We start from the raw sequence: 24841 nt of genomic DNA on the forward strand, positions 1-24841 counted from the left end.
GGATCCGGTTGTTTTCCGGAACTCCCGAAGAGAGTGATCGATTTCCTTGAAATCCCCATCCCTCTGGGGGTTTTGCTCCGCTACTCTCTCCCCCATCGCGGCGCCTTCCCAACCCGGACCGCGCGCGAGGAATGGGGGATCTTCGAAATGATCAGCAAAGGTCGAATAGGTGTCCGGGTCCGACGGCTGAGAGCCGGGTACCTCTCTTCGGTACGCGCCCGGTTCCATGGCCGTCGGGACGCGGACGGTCTGCGGGAAATACTGGCGGACGCCTTCGCCGGAAGCGCACCTTCCGACGACAGCCTGCCGCCCTACGTCCTGGGGCTTCGCGCACAGGTGCGGCACAGCACCGCACGGCTGCGGTCCCGCACACTGAAGTCGCACCGCGGGCTGCACGTCCGCATCCAGAGCGAGTCGGTGCGGGTGGTGAACCAGTACACCGTGCGCGCGGAGCCGACTCCGGCCGCGCTCGCCCGGTTCGGAGAGTGGGTCGGGGAGTGGCGCTCGGCCGCCTCCGTCAGCCGTCAGCAGGCCCAGCAACTCGCCGACGAGGCGAACCAGTTGCTCGCCTGCTACTGGGACGCCGCCTGGGCCCGCGCCCGGAAGGACGACCACGTCGGCGGGCGGCGGCCCACGGGCTGGCTGCCTGGGGAGATCACGCTGGACGGCACCTGGGCCCACCTCGACGACGGACTGCTGAGCGACCGCTGGTACGTCCCGGGGACGCCGGGGCGCGACGTCGACCCGTCGGCGGTCGCACAGGCGTTGCACATTCTCGACCACCAGTCCGCGCGCGGCCGTTCGGGTCCGGCGCGGCACGGCGATGCCTCGAAGGGCGTCCGCAGGTGATCACCGCTCATCGTCTTCCAGGAAGGCCAAGGAACATCATCGTGCAGCACTCGGCCCGGACCGGTCGCCGGTCCACCGTCCGCGCCGCCCGCCGGCTCGCCGTCCTCGTCCCGCTGGTGTGTGCGCTCGGCGCTCTCGTGTCCTGCAGCAAGCAGGAGGAAGCCCTCACCACGCCCTGCGGGCTGGTCGTCGACGGTTCGGGGTCGGCCGCCGCGGCGAAGGAGGGATTCGACTCGGAGGCCAAACTGAAGGACAGCCTCATCGGTTTCCTCACCGACCAGAAATGCGGAACCCTCGACTTCGCCCCCGTCACCCGTTCCTCACGCAGCTCGTCCTGCCGGCAGGACGAGGTGGACCTCGACCCGCCGCACGACGCGACCACCGACCAGAAGGTCCAGCGTGCCAACGCCCAGCGGAACGCCGCCGTCGCGGCCCTCGCCGAGCTCAAGTGCGCACGCACGCAGAATGGTTCGGACGTGTGGGGGGCACTGACCCGCATCGGGGAGTCCGTCCCCACCGACGGCCCGGCGCCGAAGCTGCTCGTCGTGAGCGACTTCGACCAGGCCGACCCGGAGTTCCACCTGTCGCGGCAGGACATCTCCACCAAGGCCGCGCGCGACAAGGTCATCGACTCGCTCGTGAACAAGCGTGGCCTGCCCGGCATCAAGGGGATGGACGTCTTCCCCGTCGGGCTCGGCATGCAGTTCAAGGCGAAGCCCAGCGAGGCCGACGACTTCGAGTCCTTCTGGACCGAGGCGCTCGAGGGGAGGGCCAAGGCACATGTCGACAACAAGTACAAGCGCTGACGAGCCGCAACCGCGCCGGCGGCGGATCGCCCGCTATCTGCCGTTCACGGGCCGGACCGCACAGCCGGGCACCGGGACCCGGCCCGGGCCCGCCGCCACCGGCGCGCGCACCAGCCGGCTGCCCCTGGTCATCGACGACCGGGGCGAACGCGGACTCCTGCGGGACGCCAAGAGAAGGGGCTGGCGGGACGCCCGGCGCAGGACGCTGGACCCGTGGGTGCTGAACAGCGGGGACCGGGTGCCGTACTTCGCGGAGCTGGCGTCCGTGCGGGACGCCGTCGTCCACCGGATCGAGGAGGAGCTGCACCTCCAGGAGGAGAGGGCACGCCTCCAGGACGCCCAGGCGACCTCCGACGTGACCGCCGGAGAGGCCGAGACCAGGATTCTGGTCGAGCGCCTGCGCGAGACCCAGCAGGAGATCGAGACGGCCCGCCGCCAGCTCGATCTGCTCGCGGTCCGTTCGGCCCGCTGGCTCCGCTTCCGGGACAGTCTGCGCGAGCGGGTGGAGGAACGCTGGCTCCAGGCCCGCTTCCCGGAGGCGGCCGAGCCGCGCGCTCCCGGCTCCCGGAGCGCGGCGGAACCCGGCATCCGGGAGGACGAACCGGAGCGGACGGCGGCCGGCAAGGACACGGCGGCGGATCCGGGCGGCGACGACTGGCAGTCGGTGTCCACGACGGGTGCCGCTCCGGACGGCACCGCGTCCGCGGCGATGCGGGACGTGTACCGTGCCGCGCGCGCCGAGACCCGCGACACCGCGTCGAGCCACGGCTGGGAGGGGCTGCAGACCCGCCCCGGCCTGCCCCGGTGGATGACCTGGGCCCTGCTCGTCGTGATCATGGCCGTCGAGGTGCCGATCTACTGGGTCGCGTACCAGCCCTTCCACGGGGTCGGCAGCACGGGCGGGGACTTCATGTCCGGCGGGCTGGCGATCTCGTCCGCCGTCATCATGCTGATCCTGCCGCACCTGTCGGGGCTCATGCTGCGGTGGCGCGCGGCGACGGGATCGCCGCGCAGTGGGTGGATACCGGCCTTGTCACTGCTCGGCGTGTGGGGCGGCCTGACCGGGGCACTGGGCCTGCTCCGCGCCAAGTTCGTGACCCAGCACGACGGTCCGGCCCCCGCCACAGGGTCCGGCGGCTTCCGCGGCATCGGCGGCGCGGCCGGCGACACCACGACCCTGGTGGACCGACTGCACCTGTCGACCCAGACGGTGTCCTGGCTGTTCTGCGCGCTGCTCCTGCTCTCGGGCGGTGTCGGATTCATGCTCGGCCTGTTCCGGGAACACCCCTTCCTCGACGCCTTCCGCACCGCGGTGGAGCGGCGTACGGGGCTGCTGCGGCGGCACGAGGAGAGTGTCGCCGCCACCGAGCGGGCCCGGGCCGCCCAGGAGACGGCCGAGGACCGGCAGCAGGCCCGCAGGGAGGCCGCGAACGGGCGGATCGCCTCGGCCCGCAAGTTGTACGAGGCCGCCGCCGCCAGGTATCTGGGCGAGGTCATGACAGCGTCGAAGGATCCCGCCGTGACCGAGTCGGCGATGCGCCTGTCCCGGAACTGGCCGCTGCTGCCGTCATCGGCCCGCCGCGAACCGGCCCGGGACCGCTGAACGGCCGGTGGACGCCGTCCCGGTGCGCCGGTTACGCACTGGCCCCGACCCGCATCAGTGGGTCGGGGCCAGTGCGTAACCGTCACCTGCCGTCGCGGTGTCCGCTCACTGCTCCGGGGCGGAGATGACCGCGTTCAGCGGTGCCAGCAGCCTGTTGACCTTGCGCACGTCGTCCGTCGACGCCAGCCGGAGGCACTCCTGCGGGCGGGGGTCGAGCGGGGTGGCCGGGCAGCGGTCCTGGAACAGCTGGAGCGCCGGGCGCGGCCTGCAGCGCTTGGACGTCCACCACAGGCCCTGCACGTCGCTGCTGCGTTCGCGGATCACCTGTACCCAGTAGCGGGTACCCGCGTACTCGTCGGTGTCGATCAGCCAGCCGTCCTGCCAGACGGCGGCCAGCCCCTCGGCGGTCGTGAGGTCCACCAGGGTGAGGTCGGCCGTGGTGCGGACCGCCGAGAGGAGGTACTGGGACGCCTGCGCCCACGGAATCTGCCGAACCCCGCTGCCGTCGCTGAACTCGACCGACCTCAACAGCACTTCGGACAGCGCGGTGACCGGGTCGAGGGCCGCGTAGAGGTAGGGGTAGGGATCCTTCTCGGTGGGGTCGAATCGGCTGCCCTTGAAGAACTCGTGCGCGACGCTCGGGTTGAACTCACCGGCCGCGTACTGCTCCTCATGGCACCGCCACACCAGGGTTCCCGCCGGCACCACGGTGACCAACGGCTTCATCACGACGCCCTTGGGCGGAAGTTGACCCACCATCAGTACGCCCCCACGAGTTCGGCGGCGGCGCGTTCCAGCTCCTCGTCGGGCAGCACGCCGAGCAGGTCCGCGGGGACACCGCCCAGCCACCGGTTGCCGCCCAGCCACCAGTCGGCGGCACCCCAGGGGTCCCGGTCCGCCCGGAGGAGCTCGTTGATCCGGCGGACGACGGGCAGCGGTTCGGCCGTGCCGGCCCTGAACTGGAAGCGGGGATAGCGGATTCCGCGGTCCGGGTCGCGGAGCCCGATCAGACCGGTGGGTGTCTTAGGACCGCCGTGCAGCGCGGCGTGTTCGTCCTCGGTCAGCGCGGGTGCGGCGAGGAGCCGCAGGCGGGCTGCCCGCAGCAGTTCACCAGGGTCGGGCGGTGGGGTGCCGAGCACGTCGATCACCGCGTCGATCGTGGTGAGGCTGGGCAGTTCGTGGGTGCCGGAGGCGTAGCGGTGGCCGCCGAGCGCCTCGGACACCGGGTGGTCGGGCGGCAGCGCGGACAGCGTCCGCCGCAGTCGGCGTACGGCGCGTGCGACCCCCGGCGGGTTCTCGGCGGCGGCCTCCTCCCTCATCTCCCGCAAGGTGCGGGAGAGCAGTTCCAGGTCGTCGTCGTCGAGCCCGGTGATGACGGTGGTCCAGTGACTCTCCAGGAGCCGGAGCAGCTCCTCCGACGTCATACGCGCTCTCCTTCCTGGGGCCGGGCGGAACGTGCCGCCGGTGCGGGGTTGCCGTGGTGGACGAAGGCCGCCCAGGTGTCGGGCCGGTCCCCGAAGGCCGCGGCGAGGCGGCGGGCGGAGACGCGCTTCAGGCCGCGGACGGGCGGCCGCTCGGCGGGCGGGGTGAGCATCCAGCGCTGGGCGGCGCGCAGCGCGTCCGGCGGGGCGAGTCCCCGGGCGAGCGCGTCGTGCAGGACGAGCATGAGGATCTCGGACTGGTCGTCGTCGACCTTCCACCGGGTGCCGATGGCGTCGGCGGCGAGCCGGTGCACCATGACCGAGGTGACGGTCAGGGCCTCGTCGTGATCGCGGGTGGTGAGGTCCGTCTCGCAGCCGCCGCACACGACCAGCGGCCCGGCCGACCGGAAGGCGTCGCCCTCGGCGGGCGTCTCCAGCAGGGTGCTCAGCGTGAGGTCCGCAACGGGAAGGGACGGATCGCCGACGCCGGCCGGCGCGGCCAGCCGGAGGGCCGATGTCGTGGGGTCCGGGCCCGCGAGCCCGTGACAGGCGAGATGCACCAGGGAAGCGGGTGCGGTGGCCGTGCCGCCGAGCAGGGCCAGGACCTTCGCCGGGGTGGCGGGGTTGTCGTCGGGGCGGTGGATCACTGCCTGCGGGTAGTGGACCTCGGCCAGGGTCTCGATCTCGTCCTCGGCCCACTCCAGGTCGTCCGCCGCGTGGAACACCAGGGCCGGCCGGTCTGCGGGGTTCATGCGTCGGCGGGCCACGGCACGCAGGAACTCCCTGCCGGATGCGGCGTGTGTGAGGACGGCGACCTCGCAGGCCCGCACGGCGCGCGTCGCGTCGTAGGGGGCGGGCGGGCGCAGGACGGCCGCCTGCCAGGGCACGACGCCGAGTTCGCCGCAGGGCACGAGGACCAGCCGTACGGCGTCGGGGGCGACGGCATCGGCCGAGGTGTCCAGGAAACCGCCCTCGGTGAGGGCGCGGTCCCAGACACCGAGTTGGTCCAGTGCGGGGCCGAGCACGTCGCCGGCCCACTCGCACATGCCGTCCAGGGCGCGGGCCCAGCGCCGCTCGGCGCGCTGCACGTCCCGCGGGTTGACGGTGTCCCGGTCGGGGCCGTCGAGGGCGGCCTCCAGGCGCTGCCGGTGCGCGCCGGCCTCCAGGTACTCCGCCACGGGCCCGCGGCCGGCGGAGGCGAGGCCGGACAGCGGCAGCGCCTCGACGCAGCCGTCGCGGGTGACGACCAGGACGGCCCCGTCCGGGCCGTCGACACCGGGGACCAGGTACAGCAGCGCGTCCGCTCCCGCCTCCCCCAGCCCGGCGCGCAGGTCGCCCGCGGAGACGAACACCGGCTGCACGTCGGCGCCGCCCTGCCCGCGCAGCACGTCCAGGGAGCGGCGCCGCACGTCACCGGGCAGAGCGGCAGCGCCCGCGCCCGCTTCCGCCAGCACATCCAGCGGCGAGCGACCCCGCAGGTCACCAGGGCGACCGGTGGTCCCCGCGCCCGCCTCGGCCGACAGCTCCAGGAGGGAGCGGTCGTCGGCCTGGTCCCAGGAGCGGTCGGAGGCCGCGCCGCGCCAACGCTCGGCCAGTTCGGTCTCGCCGAGGGCCGCCAGGCGGTCGGCGACGCCTGCCGAGACGGCCGCCGCGCCGAGCACCAACGAGCGGCCCGCCTCCAGACACGCGATCGCCTCCTCCGCGAGCCCGGCCCGCAGCGCCCAGAAGGCCGCGCTGCGACCCCGGTCGGCCGCCACGCGCGCCATGCGCAGGCCGCGGCCGACGCCCTGCTGGAGCAGTACGTCGTCGGCGGCGAGCCGCAGGGAGGTGCGGGCCAGGTCGACGGCGGCACGCAGGTCGTCGTCGGAGCCGGGCGTGCCCGCCCGGAGGGTGGCGCGCTTGGCGCGGAGCGTGGCCTGGTCCCAGGTGAGGCGGGCGCCGCTGGGCGTGCCGTCGGGCAGTTCCGTCAGGGCCTGTTCCAGCTCCGCGATCGCCTCGTCCAGCGCTTCGGGATCCCCGGTGAGCAGATACAGGGTGTCCAGGGCGATGGCGATGCCGCCGCGCGCCCTGGGCCGGAAGTCGGCGGTGAATCCGGGGCTCTCCAGGGCTTCCCTGGTGCGCCGCACGCCCTCGGCGATTCGGCTGGGGTCCGACTCGGCGATCGCCGTGAGGGCGATCAGCGGGGCCCAGGTGGCGTCGAGGAGGCCACGCAGGGCGGGCATGTCCACCGACGTCTCCACGGCTCGCTGGATGTGATGGGCGGCGGCACGCAGGTGGGCCGTCCTGTCGTCCGGCGAGGTGGCGTGCACCACGCGGCCCAGATAGGCGAAGCCGAGCACGTAGCCGTTCAGCGCGCCGGTCCATTCCTCGGCGCCGTCGTAGGCCTCGTCCAGTTCCAGTTCGCACAGTGCGTCGATGACGTCCTCGACCGCCTCGTCGTCGCCGTTCTCCAGGGCGGCCACCACCCGCCCGTGGAGCCGTGCGGCCTCCCCGCACAGGCGCAGGGTGGCGGCCAGGCCGCTCGAGGGGTCGTCGTCCCACTGCTGCGCTTCGAGCAGGGCCCGGGCCATGTCCTCGTCCTGCAGGCTGCCACCGGTCAGGGAGGCCGCGACCAGCAGTCCGGGCACGATGGTACGGAGCCATTCACGGTGTACGCGGCTGTCGAGTTCCCCCTTGGCATGCGCCTCGTGCATCAGCCGGAGCGCCTCCCGGAACCCCTCCATGTCCCCTGTGCGGGCGGCGAGGGCGGTGTGGAAGAGGGCGGCGACCATCCTGGACGCCAGAGGTGCGCTGCCGGCCTCCCCCGTGGCACCGTCCTGCGCTCCCGACAGGGCGGCGACGAGCTTGGGCAGCTCCTGTGTCGCGATGGTCCCGGGGGACATCACCTCGGTCAGGGCGAGGAGTTGGGTGCGCACGTGCTGGTATTCCCCCGCGTCGCCGGGGTCGGCGGCCGACACGTACGCCGTCCCCGCCGTCTCGGGTGGGAGCGTGGCGAGTCCGTCCTCCAGCATCGCGAACAGCGACGGCATCAGGACGCCCAGCGGCGGCGGCAGCCGCATGCCCGGCATGGTGTCGAGGAGGTGCCGGGCCCCGCTGACGACCGCACCCGTCTCGCCCTTCAGCAGCGCGTCGATCAGCGTGTCCAAACCCCGCAGGCCGACCCGCAGTTCGGGTGTCATGCGCCCCTGCTCACGTTCGAGCAGCAGCCGCACGAGCAGGCCGGTGTCCTCCACCGTGCCCGAACCGCCTTGTGCGAGCGGGGTTCCCACCATGAGCATGGACATCAGCTGGTCGATGGTCCACTGACTCTCGGATTCCGGCGAGGCCTCACGGTTCAGCCTCACCAGTCGCGAGCCGAGCAAGGTCACGAGGTCCTGGCGCGCGGCCTCCCGGTCCTCGTCGCCGAGCAGTGCCGACGTACGGGCCCCGTCCAGCAGGGGCAGCGCTCGCTCCCGGTCGGCAGGGGCGCCCTCCAGGACGAACCTCAGGGCGAGGCATCTCCCGAGACGTGCCTCCACCACCGCGGCCGTCGCGTCAGCGCCCTGCGACTGTGCCAGCTCGGCCAGGACCAGCTCCAGTTCGCCGGTCAGCGAGTCGAGTTCCGGCCCTCGTGTCCCCTGGTACTCGTCCGCGTCGAGCGGTACGGCCAACCCGGCCGTGCGCGCGAGCGCGGTGGCGGCCCGGTCGGCCGCCGGCAGGGCCCCGGCTTCACTCATGCGTCATCCCCTCCCCCGCCATGGTGCCCGTTCCCCCGGATCCGGCAGCCCGGTCTCCCACGCCTGATCGGCATCCTGCCGGACAACGCCCGGCTTCCGGACGGATTCCGCCCGATCCATGGGGCGCCGGTGGTCCGGGTGGGCGTGTTCGGGGCGTGGTGGCCGCTGTCCATGGCGCCGACGGGACGAAGTCGGCATGCTGGGTGGCCCGTTGAGGTGGGGCATCGTGAGCGGTCGTCCGCAGACGGTCCGGACCGGCCGGTCGCGTACGTCCCGGAAGGAGGGGATGCGGTGACGAACTCCGCGCCGGCGCCCGGCACCCTGGAACCGTACGTGGAGACGACGCGGGCCGACTACGCCGCGCGCTACACAGCCGGCCTGCGGGTCGAGGCCGCGGACGACGGGGTGGCCGTGCTGCACGGCCAATGTCCCCGTTGCGGCTGCGCGTTCACCTACACGCACACCGACCGGGTCTTCCGCTCCCCGCGCCGGACGCCCCGGCCGACGCATGTCCCGGTGCTCTGCGAGTGCGAGGCCGAACACCCTGGGCGTCCGTCCGAGGAGAAGGGGTGCGGCGCCTACTGGAACGTCCTCATGGAGCGCACATGACACCGGGGTGGCATGTGCGGCCGGGCCCTCCCGCGACCCCTGCCGACCGTCAGGCGGGGCGGCTGACCAGGGAGTTGCTCGCCGGTGAGCTGGCCCGTGCCCGGGAGGCGGCGCTCGCCTGGCGCAACGGGCTCGCGGCCCTCTTCGTCGGACTGCTCAGCTTCGGCCTGGTCAAGGGCCGCACCGACGTGGGGAAACTGGCCTCTCCGTACGACGCCCTGGTGGGTGGCGCGCTGCTGCTGTGCCTGGTGTTCGGCACGCTCGGCGCACTGCTGCTGCTCCGCGCGGCGCACGGGGCACCCACCGGCGTACGGCTGCCCGCCGGCGTACCCGCCCCGGCCACCGCCCTGCACCTGGGCGACCACATGGAGACCCGTCGCACGGTACGGGCCCTCACGCGTGGGGTGGCGCTCACGATCGCCTGCGGGGCGATGCTCGTTGCCGGGGTGGCGCTGACCTGGTACGGCCCCGAGAAGGACGGACCCCGGATCCTGGTGCGCACCCCGTCCGGGGACGTGTGCGGCGAGCCGGTGCGCACGGGCGCCGGACGCCTGCTCGTGAAGACGGACACCGGCGAGGTCACGGTACGACTCGCCCAGGCCGAGGCCCTTGCCGCGGTCGACGCCTGCCCAGGGGGCTCGTCCTCCGAGTGACCGCGGCCGCTGGGACGGGCCGCGGCGGGACGGCCCGCGGCGGGGACGGCCGCCCTTCCGGGGGTACGCCCCACCGCCAACGGCACCCGGCAGACCGGCCACTGGTCTAGCCGGCCAGAGGGCCAGGGCGGAACAGGCGGCCACGGGGTCGAACGGGCCGCGGCAGGGCGAACCGCTTCCCGGTGATACGCCCCACCGCCAACGGCACCCGGCCCGGCAGACCGGCCACCGGTCGAACCGGCCATCGATCGAACGGGGCCTCGGTCATACCGGGCCTCGGTCAGACCGGATGCCGGTCGAACGCGGCGCCGGTCAGACCGGGCGCCGATCTGACCAGGCGCCGGAGCAAGCCCTCGCTCAGACCGCCTCCGCCGTCTCCTCCCTCCGCCCGGTCAGCAGCGTCAGCGCCACGTACAGGACCAGTGAGGTGCCGAGGCCCACCGCCCAGCCGTAGTCGGCGAGGGACTTGAGCGCCGGGACGGGACGGCCGTCGATCAGGGGGTGGAAGTCCGCGCCGCCGATCGCGAGGACGCCGCCGGCCACGAAGGCCACCACCGCCCGCCAGTTCCAGCCGCCCGCGTACCAGTAGCGGCCGCCCTCGCGGTACAGGTCGGCGAGGGCGAGGCGGGTGCGGCGCAGGATCCAGTAGTCGGCGACGAGGATGCCCGCGACCGTGCCGAGCAGGCCGCCGACCAGGCCGAGCCAGGTGAAGATGTAGCCCTGCGGGTCGGAGTACAGCTTCCACGGGAAGATCAGCACGGCGAGCACCGAGGTGATCAGGGCGCCGGTGCGGAAACTGATCCTGCGGGGCGCGACGTTGGAGAAGTCGAAGGCCGGGGAGACCAGGTTGGCCGCGATGTTCACGGAGAGGGTCGCGACCAGCACGGTGACCAGGGCATAGAGGAGGCCGACCACGTTGTCCGTCTTGGCAGCGAGCTGGACCGGGTCCCAGACCGGCTTGCCGTAGACCGCCTGCGATCCGGACGTGACGAGCACGGAGAGGAAGGCGAAGAGGGTCATCGTGGTCGGCAGACCGAGGGCCTGGCCCCAGGTCTGGGCCTTCTGGCTCTTGCCGTAGCGGGTGAAGTCAGGGATGTTCAGGCTCAGCGTGGACCAGAAGCCGATCATCCCCATCAACGACGGCCAGAACAGCTTCCAGAAGTCGCCGCCCCAGCCCAGCTTGGAGGGCTGGTCGAACAGCGGGCCGACGCCGCCCGCCTTGCTGCTCATCCACCACAGCATCACGAACGCGCCGACGAGCACGAAGGGCGCGGCCCAGTTCTCGAAGCGGCGGATGGTCTCCATGCCCCGGTAGATGATGGCGACCTGGATCACCCAGAAGATCGCGAACGACAGCCACATGGTCCAGGCGTAGCCGCCGATGTGCGAGGCGTTCGCCCAGCTGTCGCCGATCAGCTTGCCGGCCAGGAAGTAGATGGCCTCGCCGCCGATCCAGGTCTGGATGCCGAACCAGCCGCACGCCACCAACGCCCGCACCACGGCAGGCAGGTTGGCGCCGCGCACCCCGAAGGAGGCACGGGCGAAGACCGGGAAGGGGATGCCGTACTTGGGTCCCGCGTGCCCGGTGAGCAGCATCGGGACGAGGACGATCAGGTTGGCGAGGGCGATGGTGAAGACGGCCTGCTTCCAGTCCATGCCCACCGCGATCAGCCCGGACGCGAGGGTCCAGGAGGCCGTGTTGTGGGCCATGCCGACCCACAGCGCGGAGAAGTTGTACGTCGTCCAGGTGCGCTTGGCCACGGGGACGGGGAGCAGGTCCTCGTTGGCGTAGGGGCCGCTGGGCTGCGGCGAACCAGGGGCGATCTCCACCCGGCCGTCGGCGCGGGTGACTTGAGCGGTCGGCGGTATGGCCGTGGGAGCGGTGTCGGTCATGAGCAGGCCAATCGAACAGAGGGGTGGGACGGGGAAAGGCCGTGCGGGTGGCTCCTGGGGCCTGCCGTCACATTGCCGCGCGGCAGACGGGAATGTGACGGCCGGCGCCCCTAAGGGGGGTGCGCCCCGACCTCAGGTGAGGGGAAAGCGCCCTGGCCCCCTTCCCGGGCCGGCGGGAAGGGGGAGATCAACCGGTGTGCTGCGGTCAGGCGTTGACGGCCGGGATCACCGTCGTGCCGTAGGCGTCGATGGTGGCTTCCTGGGCGTCGTGCATGTCGTACACCGCGAACTGGTCGACGCCCAGTTCGCGCAGTGCGGTGAGTTTCTCGATGTGCTTCTCGGCCGGCCCGATCACGCAGAACCGGTCGACGATCTCGTCGGGCACGAACTCGGTGTCGGGGTTGTCGCTGCGCCCGTGGTGGGAGTAGTCGTACCCCTCGCGGGCCTTGATGTAGTCGGTGAGCTCGTCGGGGACCTGGCCGGAGTGCTCGCCGTACTTGGAGACCAGGTCGGCCACGTGGTTGCCGACCATGCCGCCGAACCACCGGCACTGGGCGCGCGCGTGGGCGAGTGCCTCGGGCGAGTCGTCCGCGGTGACGTAGGCCGGGGCGGCGACGCAGATCGTCACCTCGGACGGATCACGGCCGGCGGCGACGGCCGCGTCCTTCACGGCCTTCACCATGTACTCGGTCAGGTACAGGTCGGACAGCTGGAGAATGAAACCGTCGGCCTCCTCGCCGGTCATCTGCAGCGCCTTGGGGCCGTACGCGGCCATCCACACGGGGAGTTCGGCGCCCGGCTTGATCCACGGGAACTTGACGACCGTACCGCCGAGGTCGGCCTCTTCCCCGCGGCCGAGGGCGCGGATGACCTTCATGGCCTCGCTGATCCGGGCCAGGGTGTTGGGCTTGCGGCCGGCGACGCGCATCGCGGAGTCGCCGCGGCCGATGCCGCAGACGGTGCGGTTGCCGAACATGTCGTTGAGGGTGGCGAAGGTGGAGGCGGTGACCTCCCAGGTGCGGGTGCCCGGGTTGGTGACCATCGGGCCGACCGTCAGCCTGGAGGTGTTCGCCAGGATCTGACTGTAGATCACGAACGGCTCCTGCCACAGCACGGCGGAGTCGAAGGTCCAGCCGTACGTGAAGCCGTTGCGCTCGGCACGCTTCATCAGGCTGATGACGCGGGAGGCCGGCGGGTCGGTCTGCAGGACGAGTCCGAAGTCCATGGTGCGCCACTCCTAGTTGAGGTACTGACAGGTGGAGCGCGGGGTGTAGACGCCGTGTCCGGCGTGTCCGGTGTACTCCCGCTCGGTGATGACGGGTTCGCCACGCGAGAGCACGGTCTCGACCCGGCCGGTCGTCCGCCTGCCCTCGTACGCCGAGTAGTCGACGTTCATGTGGTGCGTCCGCGCGGACATGACCTGCTCGGCGTGCGGGTCGTAGATGACGACGTCGGCGTCGGCGCCCGGGGCGATGGTGCCCTTCTTCGGGTACATACCGAACATGCGGGCCGGGGTGGCACAGGCGATCTCGATCCAGCGGCGGCGGGAGATGTGCCCGTCGACGACGGCCTGGTGCAGCAGGTCCATGCGGTTCTCGACGCCGGGCAGGCCGTTGGGGATCTTGGAGAAGTCGCCGCGGCCCAGCTCCTTCTGGCCCACGAAGCAGAAGGGGCAGTGGTCGGTGGAGACCACCTGGAGGTCGTTGGTGCGCAGGCCCTGCCAGAGCTTGGCCTGGTGCTCCCTGGGCCGCAGGGGCGTGCTGCAGACGTACTTGGCGCCCTCGAAGTCGGGCTCGGCGAGGTTGTCGGTGGACAGGAACAGGTACTGCGGGCAGGTCTCACCGAAGACGTTCAGCCCGTCGTCCCGGGCCCGCGCGAGTTCGGCGACCGCTTCCATCGCCGAGACGTGGACGACGTACAGGGGTGCGCCGGCGACCTGGGCGAGCCTGATCGCGCGGTGGGTGGCCTCGGCCTCCAGGAGGGCCTTGCGGACCTCTCCGTGGTACCTGGGGTCCGTCTCGCCCCGGGCCAGCGCCTGTTCGACCAGCACGTCGATCGCGATGCCGTTCTCGGCGTGCATCATGATCAGGCCGCCGTTGTCGGCGGAGCGCTGCATGGCGCGCAGGATCTGGCCGTCGTCGGAGTAGAAGACGCCCGGGTAAGCCATGAACTGCTTGAAGCTGGTCACTCCTTCCTCGACCAGCAGGTCCATCTCCTTGAGCGTCTCGTCGTTCACATCGGAGACGATCATGTGGAAGCCGTAGTCGATCGCGCAGTTGCCCTCGGCCTTGGCGTGCCAGGCGTCCAGGCCCTCACGCAGGGTGTGGCCGACGCTCTGCACCGCGAAGTCGACGATCGTCGTCGTCCCGCCCCAGGCTGCGGCCCGGGTGCCGGTCTCGAAGGTGTCGGAGGCGAAGGTGCCGCCGAACGGCAGCTCCATGTGGGTGTGGGCGTCGACGCCGCCCGGGATGACGTACTTCCCGGTGGCGTCGATGGTCCTCTCGGCGGTGAACGTCTCGGCGGCGGGGGTGCCGGAGGCCGCGAGGGCGGCGATGCGGCCGTCCTCGATCAGCACGTCGGCGTGGATCTCGTCGGACGCGGTGATGACGAGACCACCGCGGATGACGGTACGGCTGCTCATGGTCCCTCTCCTCCCAGGGTGGACGGGGCGGTCGGTGCGATCAGGGTGCTGTCAGCGGCGTGTACGCCCCCGGGGCGCGGTCGCGGTAGAACTGCCAGCGGTCGCGGACCTCGCGGAGTTTGGCCAGGTCCAGGTCGCGGACGACGAGTTCGGTCTCCTTGTCGCCGGCCACCTCGCCGACGAACTGGGCCTCCGGGTCCACGAAGTAGGTCGTGCCGTAGAAGTCGTTGTCGCCCAGGTCCTCCACGCCGACCCGGTTGATCGCGCCCACGAAGTACTCGTTGGCGACGGCCGCCGCCGGCTGCTCCAGCTGCCACAGGTAGCGGGACAGTCCGCGTGAGGTGGCCGACGGGTTGAAGACGATCTCGGCGCCGCCGAGACCGAGCGCCCGCCAGCCCTCCGGGAAGTGGCGGTCGTAGCAGATGTACACGCCGATCCTGCCGACGGCCGTGTCGAAGACGGGCCAGCCGCTGTTGCCGGGGCGGAAGTAGAACTTCTCCCAGAATCCCTGCACCTGGGGGATGTGGGTCTTGCGGTACTTGCCCAGGTAGGAGCCGTCCGCGTCGATCACGGCCGCGGTGTTGTACAGGACCCCCGGCTGCTCCTCCTCGTACATCGGCAGGACGAGGACGATGCCCAGCTCCTTCGCGAGCGCCTGGAAGCGCTTGACGGTGGGCCCGTTCGGGATCTGCTCGGCGTACTCGTAGAACGCCTTGTCCTGGACCTGGCAGAAGTAGGGGCCGTAGAACAGCTCCTGGAAGCACAGCACCTGGGCGCCCTGCGCGGCCGCGTCGCGGGCCGCCTGCTCGTGGACCTGGATCATGGATTCCTTGTCGCCGGTCCAGGCCGTCTGGAACAGGGCGGCACGGATCACTCGGCTCATCGGGACCTCCGGTAGCTCGGTGTGCGGTGAGCCTAGAAAGTCCGAACGGGCCGTTCGATTGGCAGCGTGTCACGTCTGCGGGCGGTCGGCGTGTCACCGTGTCACGCGTCTGCGAGCCCATGTTTCACCGCCTTTTCCCAGGTCGTGGCATGTTTCACCCCTGTTGCGCGTCGTGCGCGAGGAGCGCGATGTGCACGGAGGCCGCCTGCTCGAAGTCGTCGAGGTCGACGCCCAGCCGGGCCTGTATCGCCTCCAGCCGCCGGTAGAGGGCGGGCCGGGAGACATGCTGGAGCTGGGCGGTACGGGACTTGTTGCGCCCCGTCGCCAGGTAGGTGCGCAGCACGTTGAGCAGCTCCTGGTCGGCTTCGCACAGCAGTCCGTCCAGCTCGCGCTCGGCGAAGGACTGCACCTGCGGGTCGTCCCTGAGCAGCCGGATCAGGCCGCGCAGATGGACGTCCCGCAGGCGTACGACGGCCGGCAGGTCGAGGGCGGCCGCCGAGTCGGCCACGGCGTCGGCGACATGCCGGGCCTCGCGCAGCCCGGCCGGCACGTCGTCCCAGTCGGTGCGTGGATCGGCGGCGGCGACCACCGCGTTCGGCAGGCCGGTCTCGGTCCGCAACCGGGTCGCGAAGTGCGCGGTCAGCGCCTCGGCCTGCTGGTCGCGGGCGAGGCTGAGCAGTACGGCGGTGGCGCCGTCGGCCAGCTCCGCGACCAGCCCGGACAGGCCCAACACCCGCAACATCCGCTCCAGTTGGGCCGGCTCCCCGGCCGGGACGACGAGGGGCACGAAGGTCCGCCGGTTCACCTGCAGCCCGGCCGCCCGCGCCCGGGGCAGCAGGTGCCTGGCCGGTACGACTCCGGAGACGAGGTCGGTCACCAGGCTCTGCGCGGACTGCTCCTCCCAGGTGTGGGCGGAGCCGCCGCCGAGCATGCGGTGCAGGACCAGGGCCTCGGCGGCCCGGTCGGCCAGCAGCCGCCCGGCGGCCGCCTCGCCCCGGTACCCGCACAGCAGCAGCCGGCCCCAACGCTCCCCGCGTCCGCCGAGTTCGGCGCGGATCCAGCCGTCGCCCACGCTGCCGCCCGCCTGCCGGGCGATGCGCTCCCAGTCGCGCAGCACGTCGTCCACGGCGGGCCGCTCCCCCGCCGTGGCGAGGACGCGGTGGGCGAGGTTGGTGACGACGACCGGGCAGCCGCTGTGCTGGGCGACCTCGTCGAGCAGCCGCTGCAGCGGAGCGCCCGCGGTGATCAGCCCGGTGAGGGCGGTCCGTACGGTCTCCGACAGGCTCACGGCGGCGAACTTCCGCCGTACCAGCCGGGACTGGACCTCCTCCGTCAACTCGGCGAAGGGGAACGGCCGGTGCAGGACGACCATGGGCAGCCCGCACCGCTCGGCGGCCCGGCGCATCACCTCGGGCGGCGTGGGAAAGGCCCGGCCGAGCCCGAGCACGACGGCCGCGGCCTCCGCCCGGTGCAGGGACTGGATGTATTCGACCTGCTTGGCCTCGTCACCGGCGAGCAGCACACCGGTGGTGAGGACCATCTCGCCGCCACTGAGCATCACGCCGACGTCGGCGGCCTCGGCGACGTGCACCCAGCGCACGGGCCGGTCGAGCTGGCCGGCCCCGGCCACCACCTCGGGCTCCCCGGCCTGCACCCGCTCCAGGGTGAGCACCTGGCGGACGGAGAGCGCGGGTTCGAAGCCGGTGTGCGAGGTCACCGAGGTGGTGGTCATGGCGGTACACCCGTTCCCTAGTACGTGCTCCTCAGCGCGCGTTCGAGGATCGCCGCGCCCTCCTCGGCCTCCGCGACGGTCAGCGACAGCGGCGGGGCGATGCGCAGGGCGCTGGTGTTGTGGCCGCCGCCCTTGCCGATCAGCAGGCCGCCCTCGCGGGCCGCCTCCAGGACGGCGGAGGCCGCCTGCGGATCGGCCTCGTCCGTCCCCGGCTTGACCAGTTCGACGCCGATCATCAGCCCGCGCCCGCGTACCTCCCGCACGCCCGGCAGCTGGGCGGCGACGGCCCGCAGCCGCTCGATGAGCAGTCCGCCGACGCGCCGGGCGTTGCCCTGCAGGTCGTGTTCGACGAGGTAGGTGAGGTTGGCGAGGCCGGCCGCCATGGTGATCTGGGTGCCGCCGAACGTCGAGATGCTGTTGGCGTCCAGGCAGTTCATGATCTCGGCGCGGGCGATCACCCCGCCGATGGACGCGCCGTTGCCGATGCCCTTGGCGAAGGTGACCATGTCCGGCGGGCCGCTGCGGGCGTGCGCCTGCCAGCCCCAGAAGTGGTCGCCGGTGCGGCCCCAGCCGGTCTGCACCTCGTCGGCGATCCACAGGATCCCCTGTGCGTTCAGCACCTCGCGGAAGGCCGCGTACAGCCCGTCCGGCGGGGAGGTGAAGCCGCCGACGCCCTGGATGGGCTCGGCGATCAGCGCGGCCGGCGGGCGGGTGTGCCCGAGGATGTCCTTCAGGTCCTCCACGCACGCGTCGATGAACCCGCGGTCGTCCAGCTCGGCGAACGGGCCCCGGGTGCGGACGCCGCCGTGGACGTACAGGGTCTGCAGCGGGGACAGCGAGGTCGGGGACCAGCCGCGGTTGCCGGTGATGCCGACCGCGCTGAAGGAGCGGCCGTGGTAGCTGTTGCGCATGGCCAGGACGGTGTTGCTGCGCCGGTAGGTCGTGGCGAGCAGCAGGGCGGTGTCGTTGGCCTCGGTCCCGGAGGTGGTGAAGAAGACGCGGGCGTCCGGGATGCCGCTCAACTGGGCGATGCGTTCGGCCAGTTCGACCATCGGCCGGTTGAGGTAGAGGGTCGAGGAGTGGATGATCCGGCCGGCCTGCTCGCTGACCGCCTTGGTCACCTCGGGCAGCGCGTGCGCGGTCATGGTGGTGAGGATGCCGCCGAAGAAGTCCAGGTACTTGTTGCCGGCGGAGTCCCAGACATGGCGGCCCTCGCCGTGCGTGAGTTCCAGCGGCTCGTCGTAGTAGAGGGCCAGCCAGTCGGGCAGGACACCCCGGTGGCGGGAGTAGAGGTCGTTCACGGCTGCACCAGCCCTTCGTAGGCGTCGGGACGGCGGTCGCGGTAGAAGGCCCACTGCTGCCGTACTTCGTCGATGAGGTCGAAGTCCAGGTCCCGGACGAGGAGTTCCTCGTCCTTGTCGCTGGCGACGTCGCCGACGAACTGGCCGCGCGGGTCGACGAAGTACGACGTCCCGTAGAAGTCGTTGTCCCCGTACTCCTCCTGCCCCACCCGGTTGATGGCGGCGACGAAGTACTCGTTGGCGACGGCCGCGGCGGGCTGTTCCAGCTGCCACAGGTACGAGGACAGACCTCGATGCGTTGCGGACGGGTTGTAGACCAACTGTGCGCCGTTCAGTCCCAGTTGCCGCCAGCCCTCCGGGAAGTGGCGGTCGTAGCAGATATAGACACCCACCTTGCCGACGGCCGTCTCGAAGACCGGCCATCCGAGGTTGCCGGGTTTGAAGTAGTACTTCTCCCAGAAGCCCTTGACCTGGGGGATGTGGTGCTTGCGGTACTTGCCGAGGCAGGTGCCGTCGGCGTCGATCACGGCGGCGGTGTTGTAGTAGAAGCCGGACTGCTCGACCTCGAAGACGGGGACGACGATCACCATGCCGGTCTCGCGGGCCAGCTCCCGCATGCGCCGCACGGTGGGCCCGTCGGGGACCGGCTCGGCCCAGCGGTAGTGCTCCGGCTCCTGGACCTGGCAGAAGTAGGGGGCGTTGAAGACTTCCTGGAACCCGATGATCTTCGCGCCCAGACGGGCCGCCTCGCGGGCGTGCTCCTCGTGTTTCGCCACCATGGACTCGGTGTCGCCGGTCCAGGTGGCCTGGACCAGTGCGGCACGTACGACGTTGGCCATGAGCTGCTCCTTCGACGCGACGTCCGAGCCTCTACGCCCGTAGAAACGGGCCGTAGAGGGACGAAAGTAAGCCTCGGGGAAGTCCTTGCCAAGACCATCGTCGTTAACCCGCTGAGTCGATCACGTTTCACACTCCATAGGGTGAGCGGAAGGATGCTCAGGCGGTGAATCCGGCGACCCGCAGGGCATGCACCAGGTCCCAGTGGCGCTCCTCCGAGACACCCCGGGCGGCCTCCAGCAGCAGCGGGACGAGGCGGCGCGGGTCGGCTCCGGCGCTGCGGGCCGCCTCCTCCGGCGTCCGGACGCGCACGTAGGCGTCCAGCAGGGCCCGCACCTCGCGCCCGCGCCCCTCCGTGTCCAGCCCCAGCACGGCGGCACCTATCTCCTCGGCCGGCCTGGCCACGCCCTGCCGCAGCATCTGCTGCCCGTCCGCGGGCCGCCCGGCCGCCTCCAGCGCGTCGGCGGCGGCGACCAGCCGCTCGGCGGGCAGCGAGGCGGCCTCCCACAGCAGCGTGGCCCAGTCGGCAGCGAGCCCGGCACGCTGCAGCCGGTCCGCGAGCAGCGGGAACCGAGCGGCGGGCCACCGCGCGATGTCGACCAACAGCACATGCGCCTCACCGGTACGCCCCTCGGCCCGTAGCCGCACCAGCTGTTCCACGACCCCCACGACGACAGCCCCCGCCTCGGCATCCACCACCGCTTCCACGGGCCCCTCGACCACCTCACCCCCCTCGGCGGCCCCGGCAAACCGCGCCCCACGCGGGCTACGCCGCCCGCCGGCCACCTCCGGCACGGCCGCAACGGGGGCCTGCGGTACGACAACCGGGGCGCCCGCGTCCTCGACCATCCCGGCGAACCGGGCACTGCCGCGGCGCCGCTTGCGGGGCTTGGCGGGGGTGGGCGCCTCAGGGGTGGGTGCCGCAGGGGCGGGCCCAGGTGCGACCTCGTGGGTGCGGGATGCCCAGGGGTCCCGGCCGTCGCCGGCAAACGCGGCGAGCCGCCCGTCGTGGTCGGCGACCCGGGCATCGTGCGGGCGGAACGGGGCTGACCCGGCACCATGCCAGGCGGCGCCCGGAGCCCCGGCTTCGCCGGGCGCGGCAACCCCGCCGCCCCCGACTACCGCGGCACCGCCGAAGCCCTCCGCACCGGACACGCCCGGCCCACCATCGCCCACCGCCCGTACGGCACCGCCGAAGCCCTCCCCGCCCGACGCCCGCGATCCACCGGCGCCACCCACGGCCCCGCCACCACGCAAGTCCTCCGCACGCGGCCCCCGCGACCGACCGCCGTCATCCGTCCCCGTGGCGCCGTCGAAGGCCCCGGCGGCAGCCCCATGGCCCTCCGTGGTCGCCGGTACGCCTTCTGGACCCGGCACTCCCCCTGCGCCTTCACCCCGGGCTTCCGACGCGCCCCGGAGCGGCACTTCCACCGCCCTGCGGTCCAGCTTCGCCAGCCGGGCCCGGAGTTCGGCGCAGCGGGCGGCGGCTCGTTCGTGGTCGTCCTGGGCCCAGGCAAGGTCCAGGCGGAGGGCGTCCGCCTCCTCGCTGGAGGGCGCCTCGGTGAGCAGGCGGCTCAGTTCGGCCTGGCGTTCCGCGGCGTACCTCTGTTCGCGGAGCATCACGTCGAGTCGGTCGCCGAGGGCGTTCCGGGCGCCGGGCCGGGCGTCGTACGCCGAGACGGCGGCAGCGTGCAGCACGCGGGCCCGTTCCCGCTCGGCCGCGGCCGCGGCGGGGCCGAACGCCGCGTGGAGGTCCTGCAGCAGCGCCTCCACCACGTCCCACGGCGGCACCTCACCCCCGTCGAGGCAGGCCCGCATACCCTCGGGGTCGCGTTGCCAGAAGACCCCGCACCACCCGCCGCCCTGATCCAGGCGCCCCAGGAGGCCGTCCAGGTAGTTCGCGAACTCCCGTACCCGACCGGGGAGTTGATCTACAGCCATGCCCGACTCCCGCCCGACTGCCAGCACTCCGGCCGTCAGGCAACACCAGTCGTGTTACGGACTTGCTACGCAGAGTTTTCCGGGAGTGTGCGGGCGGCTCATTGTGCGATCTTGGCTCTTGCGCGGACCGGCCCGCCACAGGCGCGTCTCAGACACCCGCCGGCACACACCGCGCCACCAGCTCGTCCATGGACAGCCCGAGCACGCCGGCCAGCGCGGCCACCGTGAAGAAGGCCGGGGTCGGCGCCCGCCCGGTCTCGATCTTGCGGAGCGTCTCGGCCGAGACGCCCGCCTCCGCCGCGACCTCGGCCATGCTCCGCCCAGCACGCGCCTCGCGCAGCAACCGCCCGAGCCGTTCGCCGCGTTCACGCTCTTCGGGGGTGAGAGGGGTGCGCACCATGCCACCCATTCTAATACCGCCCCTCCACCGCATCCCCCATTCAAATACCGGTATAGTAATTGGCATGGTGGAACTGAAGACGGACGCGTCCATCGACGCGATGCACGCCGCGGGCCAGGTCGTCGCGCGAGCCCTGACAGCCGTACGAAAGGCCGCTGACGTCGGCGTCTCCCTGCTGGAGCTGGACGAGGTGGCCCGGGAGGTGCTGCGCCGGGCCGGGGCCTCCTCCCCTTTCCTCGGCTACCGCCCCTCCTTCGCCCCGACCCCCTTCCCGGCGGTGATCTGCGCCTCGGTCAACGACGCGATCGTGCACGGCATCCCCACCCGCTACCGCCTCCGGGACGGCGACCTCGTCTCCATCGACTGCGGCGCCGGCCTGGACGGCTGGGTGGGCGACTCGGCGATCAGCTTCACGGTCGGCCGCCCCCGCCCGGCGGACCTGCACCTCATCGACACCGCCGAGCGCGCCCTGGCGGCCGGCATCGAGGCGGCCGTCGTCGGCAACCGCATCGGCGACCTGGCCCACGCCATCGGCCAGGTCTGCCGCACGGCGGGCTACGGCATCCCGTCCGGCTTCGGCGGCCACGGCGTAGGCCGCCACATGCACGAGGACCCGGAGGTCCCGAACGAGGGCCGCCCGGGCCGGGGACTTCCCTTGCGCCACGGCATGGTCCTGGCGATCGAGCCCATGCTGATCGCCGGCGGCAAGGACGCCTACTACGAAGCGAGCGACGGCTGGACCCTCCGCACGAGCGACGGCTCCCGCGCAGCGCACGCCGAGCACACCGTGGCGATCACAGAAACGGGACCCCGCATCCTCACGGCGAGAGAAACCCCCTAGGGGCGCGGGGCTCTGCCGGTGTGCGGCTCCGCCGCGTGGACGCGACCGGCCACCACGAAACCCGCACCCACCCCACCAAACAAGGCCCCCAAACCCCAGGCGCCCCGCACATGCCGTCGCAGACAACTCGTGCCAAGGTGTTATGAACGGACACCAAAGGAACGGAACGCCATGACCAACGGCTACCCTCCCGACCCCTTCGGTGATTTCCTGGGCCGCTTCCTCGGCAGCACCCCCGGCGGACCCGAGCGCCCCCGCCACATCGACATCGGCCGCCTGCTCAGCCAGCCGGCCCGGGAGATGGTGAGAGGGGCCGCCCAGTACGCCGCCGAGCACGGCAGCCGGGACCTGGACACGCAGCACCTGCTGCGCGCGGCCCTGGCCACCGAGCCCACCCGGTCGCTGCTGAGCAGGGCCGGCGCGGACCCAGACTCGCTCGCCACGGAGATCGACGACCGCGCGGGCCCCGTCCAGCACCCGCCGGGAAAGGCGTCCCCGCCGACGTCGCTCTCGTTGACCCCGGCCGTCAAGCGGGCCCTGCTGGACGCGCACGACCTGGCGCGGTCGACCGGCGCCGGGTACATCGGCCCGGAGCATGTGCTGAGCGCGCTGGCCGCGAACCCGGACTCGGCGGCCGGGCACATCCTGCACGCGGCCCGCTTCTCGGCCGGCGCCCTGCCGCCCGAGGCCCCGGAAGCCACCCAGACGCGCACGGAGCGCCAGCGGCCCACGTCCACGCCGACGCTCGACAAGTACGGTCGCGATCTGACCGATCTGGCCAGGGAGGGCCGTGTCGACCCGGTCATCGGCCGCGACGAGGAGATCGAGCAGACCATCGAGGTGCTGTCCCGGCGCGGGAAGAACAACCCCGTGCTGATCGGCGACGCCGGTGTCGGCAAGACGGCCATCGTGGAGGGGATCGCGGAGCGGATCGCGGACGGGGACGTGCCGGACATCCTGGCCGGGCGGCGGGTGGTCGCCCTGGACCTGACCGGGGTCGTCGCGGGCACCCGCTACCGGGGCGACTTCGAGGAGCGTCTGAACAACATCGTGGAGGAGATCCGCGCCCACTCCGACCGGCTGATCGTCTTCATCGACGAGCTGCACACGGTCGTCGGCGCCGGTTCGGGCGGCGAGGGCGGCGCGATGGACGCGGGCAACATCCTCAAGCCCGCACTCGCCCGGGGCGAGCTGCACATCGTGGGCGCGACCACGCTGGAGGAGTTCCGCCGGATCGAGAAGGACGCGGCACTGGCCCGCCGCTTCCAGCCGATCCTGGTGCCCGAGCCGACCGTCGAGGACACGATCGAGATCCTGCGCGGCCTGCGCGACCGGTACGAGGCCCACCACCAGGTCCGCTACACCGACGAGGCGCTGGTGGCCGCCGTGGAGTTGTCGGACCGCTATCTCACCGACCGGCGCCTGCCCGACAAGGCGATCGACCTGATCGACCAGGCCGGCGCCCGGGTGCGCCTCGGGGCCCGGACGAAGGGCACGGACGTACGCACGATGGAGCGCGAGGTGGAGCAGCTCGTCTGCGACAAGGACCAGGCCGTCGCCGACGAGCAGTACGAGCAGGCCACCCAGCTGCGGGACAAGATCGGCGCGCTGAAGCGGCGGATCGCCGAGGCGAGCGGCGGGGACGAGGCCGACGAGGGGCAGAACCTGGCGGTGACGGCGGAGGCCATCGCCGAGGTGGTGTCCCGGCAGACCGGCATCCCGGTGAGCCGGCTGACCCAGGAGGAGAAGGAGCGGCTGCTGGGCCTGGAGGCGCATCTGCACCAGCGGGTGGTCGGCCAGGAGGAGGCGGTGAGCGTGGTCGCCGAGGCCGTGCTGCGCTCCCGCGCCGGGCTCGCGAGCCCGGACCGGCCGATCGGCAGCTTCCTGTTCCTCGGTCCGACCGGCGTCGGCAAGACCGAGCTGGCCCGCGCGCTCGCCGAGGCCCTGTTCGGCAGCGAGGACCGCATGGTCCGGCTCGACATGAGCGAGTACCAGGAGCGGCACACCGTCTCCCGGCTGGTGGGCGCTCCGCCCGGGTACGTGGGCCACGAGGAGGCCGGCCAGCTCACCGAGGTGGTGCGCAGGTACCCGTACTCGCTGCTCCTGCTGGACGAGGTGGAGAAGGCCCACCCGGACGTCTTCAACATGCTGCTGCAGGTCCTGGACGACGGCCGCCTGACCGACTCGCAGGGCCGCACGGTGGACTTCACCAACACGGTCATCGTGATGACCAGCAACCTCGGCTCGGACGTGATCATCCGCCGCGGTGCCGGAATCGGCTTCGGGCCGGGCGGTGCGGAGGCCGACGAGGAGGCGCGGCGCGAGCAGGTCCTGCGCCCGCTGCGCGAGCACTTCCGGCCGGAGTTCCTGAACCGGATCGACGAGATCGTCGTGTTCCGGCAGCTGACGACCGAGCAGCTGCGGCAGATCACCGACCTGCTGCTGGAGCACACCCGCCGGCTGCTGGACGGCCAGGGCGTCGCGGTCGAGTTCACGGACGCGGCCGTCGACTGGATCGCCGAGCGCGGCTACCAGCCCGAGTACGGCGCCCGCCCGCTGCGCCGCACCATCCAGCGGGAGGTCGACAACGAGCTGTCCCGGCTGCTGCTGGACGGCACGATCGTCCCGGGCGGCCGGGTCACGGTGGACGTCGCGGACGGACGGCTCAACTTCCGTGCGCAGCAGGCGCAGCCGTCCGCTCCCGACGTGTGACGG

At 72.3% G+C, this 24841-nt stretch carries 19 protein-coding genes; 7 read left to right on the forward strand and 12 right to left on the reverse strand.

The window, feature by feature from the left end; translation table 11 throughout:
- The first annotated feature begins 147 nt into the window (after positions 1 to 147).
- The 3 genes from ACWC5O_RS25050 to ACWC5O_RS25060 are packed head-to-tail and all read left to right on the forward strand — an operon-like array spanning position 148 to position 3258.
- Positions 148 to 849, forward strand: a complete 702-nt coding sequence (locus tag ACWC5O_RS25050) for a hypothetical protein (protein WP_450582939.1) — start codon at positions 148 to 150, stop codon at positions 847 to 849.
- A 41-nt stretch (positions 850 to 890) separates the two neighbouring features.
- The gene (locus ACWC5O_RS25055; protein WP_450582937.1) at positions 891 to 1655 is read left to right on the forward strand and encodes a hypothetical protein; all 765 of its coding nucleotides are present in this window, start codon (positions 891 to 893) and stop codon (positions 1653 to 1655) included.
- A complete protein-coding gene (locus tag ACWC5O_RS25060; protein ID WP_450582936.1) occupies positions 1630 to 3258 on the forward strand; it encodes a hypothetical protein in 1629 nt (542 codons plus the stop codon). Before ACWC5O_RS25055 ends, ACWC5O_RS25060 begins: the two co-directional genes overlap by 26 nt.
- Positions 3259 to 3363: 105 nt before the next feature.
- On the opposite strand, the gene ACWC5O_RS25065 is transcribed toward ACWC5O_RS25060, so the two are convergent.
- From ACWC5O_RS25065 to ACWC5O_RS25075, 3 genes are read right to left on the reverse strand one after another with little or no spacing between them, the layout of a single operon-like run.
- A complete protein-coding gene (locus ACWC5O_RS25065; protein ID WP_450582934.1) occupies positions 3364 to 4017 on the reverse strand; it encodes an RES family NAD+ phosphorylase in 654 nt (217 codons plus the stop codon).
- Entirely contained in the window at positions 4017 to 4682 is a 666-nt protein-coding gene (locus ACWC5O_RS25070; protein ID WP_450582932.1) for a hypothetical protein, read from the reverse strand. Before ACWC5O_RS25070 ends, ACWC5O_RS25065 begins: the two co-directional genes overlap by 1 nt.
- Positions 4679 to 8395, reverse strand: coding sequence for a CHAT domain-containing protein (locus ACWC5O_RS25075; protein ID WP_450582931.1), 3717 nt, complete (start codon positions 8393 to 8395; stop codon positions 4679 to 4681). The genes ACWC5O_RS25070 and ACWC5O_RS25075 overlap by 4 nt, the downstream gene beginning before the upstream one ends.
- Positions 8396 to 8686: 291 nt before the next feature.
- On the opposite strand from ACWC5O_RS25075, the gene ACWC5O_RS25080 reads away from it, so the two are divergent.
- Positions 8687 to 9004: a hypothetical protein gene (locus tag ACWC5O_RS25080; RefSeq protein ID WP_450582930.1), complete on the forward strand. Its 318-nt coding sequence runs from the start codon at positions 8687 to 8689 to the stop codon at positions 9002 to 9004.
- Positions 9001 to 9657, forward strand: coding sequence for a hypothetical protein (locus tag ACWC5O_RS25085; protein ID WP_450582929.1), 657 nt, complete (start codon positions 9001 to 9003; stop codon positions 9655 to 9657). The genes ACWC5O_RS25080 and ACWC5O_RS25085 overlap by 4 nt, the downstream gene beginning before the upstream one ends.
- 357 nt (positions 9658 to 10014) lie before the next feature.
- Here ACWC5O_RS25085 and ACWC5O_RS25090 read toward each other — a convergent pair whose 3' ends face one another.
- The 9 genes from ACWC5O_RS25090 to ACWC5O_RS25130 all read right to left on the reverse strand — a co-directional run bounded on the left by ACWC5O_RS25090 (position 10015) and on the right by ACWC5O_RS25130 (position 21285).
- Positions 10015 to 11550 (reverse strand): NCS1 family nucleobase:cation symporter-1, encoded by a 1536-nt coding sequence (locus ACWC5O_RS25090; RefSeq protein ID WP_450582928.1) that lies wholly within the window; start codon positions 11548 to 11550, stop codon positions 10015 to 10017.
- Between the two features lie 205 nt (positions 11551 to 11755).
- Positions 11756 to 12775, reverse strand: coding sequence for a TIGR03842 family LLM class F420-dependent oxidoreductase (locus ACWC5O_RS25095; RefSeq protein WP_450582927.1), 1020 nt, complete (start codon positions 12773 to 12775; stop codon positions 11756 to 11758).
- Between the two features lie 12 nt (positions 12776 to 12787).
- The gene (gene hydA, locus ACWC5O_RS25100) at positions 12788 to 14191 is read right to left on the reverse strand and encodes a dihydropyrimidinase (RefSeq protein ID WP_450582925.1); all 1404 of its coding nucleotides are present in this window, start codon (positions 14189 to 14191) and stop codon (positions 12788 to 12790) included.
- A 40-nt stretch (positions 14192 to 14231) separates the two neighbouring features.
- A complete protein-coding gene (locus ACWC5O_RS25105; protein ID WP_450582923.1) occupies positions 14232 to 15074 on the reverse strand; it encodes a nitrilase-related carbon-nitrogen hydrolase in 843 nt (280 codons plus the stop codon).
- 154 nt (positions 15075 to 15228) lie between these two features.
- The gene (locus ACWC5O_RS25110) at positions 15229 to 16806 is read right to left on the reverse strand and encodes a PucR family transcriptional regulator (protein ID WP_450582922.1); all 1578 of its coding nucleotides are present in this window, start codon (positions 16804 to 16806) and stop codon (positions 15229 to 15231) included.
- A gap of 17 nt (positions 16807 to 16823) precedes the next feature.
- Positions 16824 to 18107: an aspartate aminotransferase family protein gene (locus tag ACWC5O_RS25115; RefSeq protein ID WP_450582921.1), complete on the reverse strand. Its 1284-nt coding sequence runs from the start codon at positions 18105 to 18107 to the stop codon at positions 16824 to 16826.
- A complete protein-coding gene (locus tag ACWC5O_RS25120) occupies positions 18104 to 18946 on the reverse strand; it encodes a nitrilase-related carbon-nitrogen hydrolase (RefSeq protein WP_450582919.1) in 843 nt (280 codons plus the stop codon). The genes ACWC5O_RS25115 and ACWC5O_RS25120 overlap by 4 nt, the downstream gene beginning before the upstream one ends.
- 157 nt (positions 18947 to 19103) lie before the next feature.
- Positions 19104 to 20885, reverse strand: coding sequence for a hypothetical protein (locus ACWC5O_RS25125; RefSeq protein ID WP_450582917.1), 1782 nt, complete (start codon positions 20883 to 20885; stop codon positions 19104 to 19106).
- Positions 20886 to 21033: 148 nt separating this feature from the next.
- The gene (locus ACWC5O_RS25130; protein ID WP_450582915.1) at positions 21034 to 21285 is read right to left on the reverse strand and encodes a helix-turn-helix domain-containing protein; all 252 of its coding nucleotides are present in this window, start codon (positions 21283 to 21285) and stop codon (positions 21034 to 21036) included.
- Between the two features lie 64 nt (positions 21286 to 21349).
- On the opposite strand from ACWC5O_RS25130, the gene map reads away from it, so the two are divergent.
- Both map and ACWC5O_RS25140 read left to right on the forward strand, forming a co-directional pair.
- Positions 21350 to 22126, forward strand: coding sequence for a type I methionyl aminopeptidase (map, locus tag ACWC5O_RS25135; RefSeq protein ID WP_450582914.1), 777 nt, complete (start codon positions 21350 to 21352; stop codon positions 22124 to 22126).
- Between the two features lie 171 nt (positions 22127 to 22297).
- Positions 22298 to 24838, forward strand: coding sequence for an ATP-dependent Clp protease ATP-binding subunit (locus tag ACWC5O_RS25140; protein ID WP_450582912.1), 2541 nt, complete (start codon positions 22298 to 22300; stop codon positions 24836 to 24838).
- Positions 24839 to 24841 lie beyond the last annotated feature (3 nt).

It is taken from the genome of Streptomyces sp. NPDC001450 (assembly GCF_053597295.1).

Coding starts and splice junctions, on each gene's coding strand:
- ACWC5O_RS25050 (WP_450582939.1), top strand. CDS start 148: ATGATCAGCAAAGGTCGAATAGGTGTCCGGGTCCGACGGCTGAGAGCC.
- ACWC5O_RS25060 (WP_450582936.1), top strand. CDS start 1,630: ATGTCGACAACAAGTACAAGCGCTGACGAGCCGCAACCGCGCCGGCGG.
- ACWC5O_RS25065 (WP_450582934.1), bottom strand. CDS start 4,017: ATGGTGGGTCAACTTCCGCCCAAGGGCGTCGTGATGAAGCCGTTGGTC.
- ACWC5O_RS25070 (WP_450582932.1), bottom strand. CDS start 4,682: ATGACGTCGGAGGAGCTGCTCCGGCTCCTGGAGAGTCACTGGACCACC.
- ACWC5O_RS25075 (WP_450582931.1), bottom strand. CDS start 8,395: ATGAGTGAAGCCGGGGCCCTGCCGGCGGCCGACCGGGCCGCCACCGCG.
- ACWC5O_RS25085 (WP_450582929.1), top strand. CDS start 9,001: ATGACACCGGGGTGGCATGTGCGGCCGGGCCCTCCCGCGACCCCTGCC.
- ACWC5O_RS25090 (WP_450582928.1), bottom strand. CDS start 11,550: ATGACCGACACCGCTCCCACGGCCATACCGCCGACCGCTCAAGTCACC.
- ACWC5O_RS25095 (WP_450582927.1), bottom strand. CDS start 12,775: ATGGACTTCGGACTCGTCCTGCAGACCGACCCGCCGGCCTCCCGCGTC.
- hydA (WP_450582925.1), bottom strand. CDS start 14,191: ATGAGCAGCCGTACCGTCATCCGCGGTGGTCTCGTCATCACCGCGTCC.
- ACWC5O_RS25105 (WP_450582923.1), bottom strand. CDS start 15,074: ATGAGCCGAGTGATCCGTGCCGCCCTGTTCCAGACGGCCTGGACCGGC.
- ACWC5O_RS25110 (WP_450582922.1), bottom strand. CDS start 16,806: ATGACCACCACCTCGGTGACCTCGCACACCGGCTTCGAACCCGCGCTC.
- ACWC5O_RS25120 (WP_450582919.1), bottom strand. CDS start 18,946: ATGGCCAACGTCGTACGTGCCGCACTGGTCCAGGCCACCTGGACCGGC.
- ACWC5O_RS25125 (WP_450582917.1), bottom strand. CDS start 20,885: ATGGCTGTAGATCAACTCCCCGGTCGGGTACGGGAGTTCGCGAACTAC.
- ACWC5O_RS25130 (WP_450582915.1), bottom strand. CDS start 21,285: ATGGTGCGCACCCCTCTCACCCCCGAAGAGCGTGAACGCGGCGAACGG.
- map (WP_450582914.1), top strand. CDS start 21,350: ATGGTGGAACTGAAGACGGACGCGTCCATCGACGCGATGCACGCCGCG.
- ACWC5O_RS25140 (WP_450582912.1), top strand. CDS start 22,298: ATGACCAACGGCTACCCTCCCGACCCCTTCGGTGATTTCCTGGGCCGC.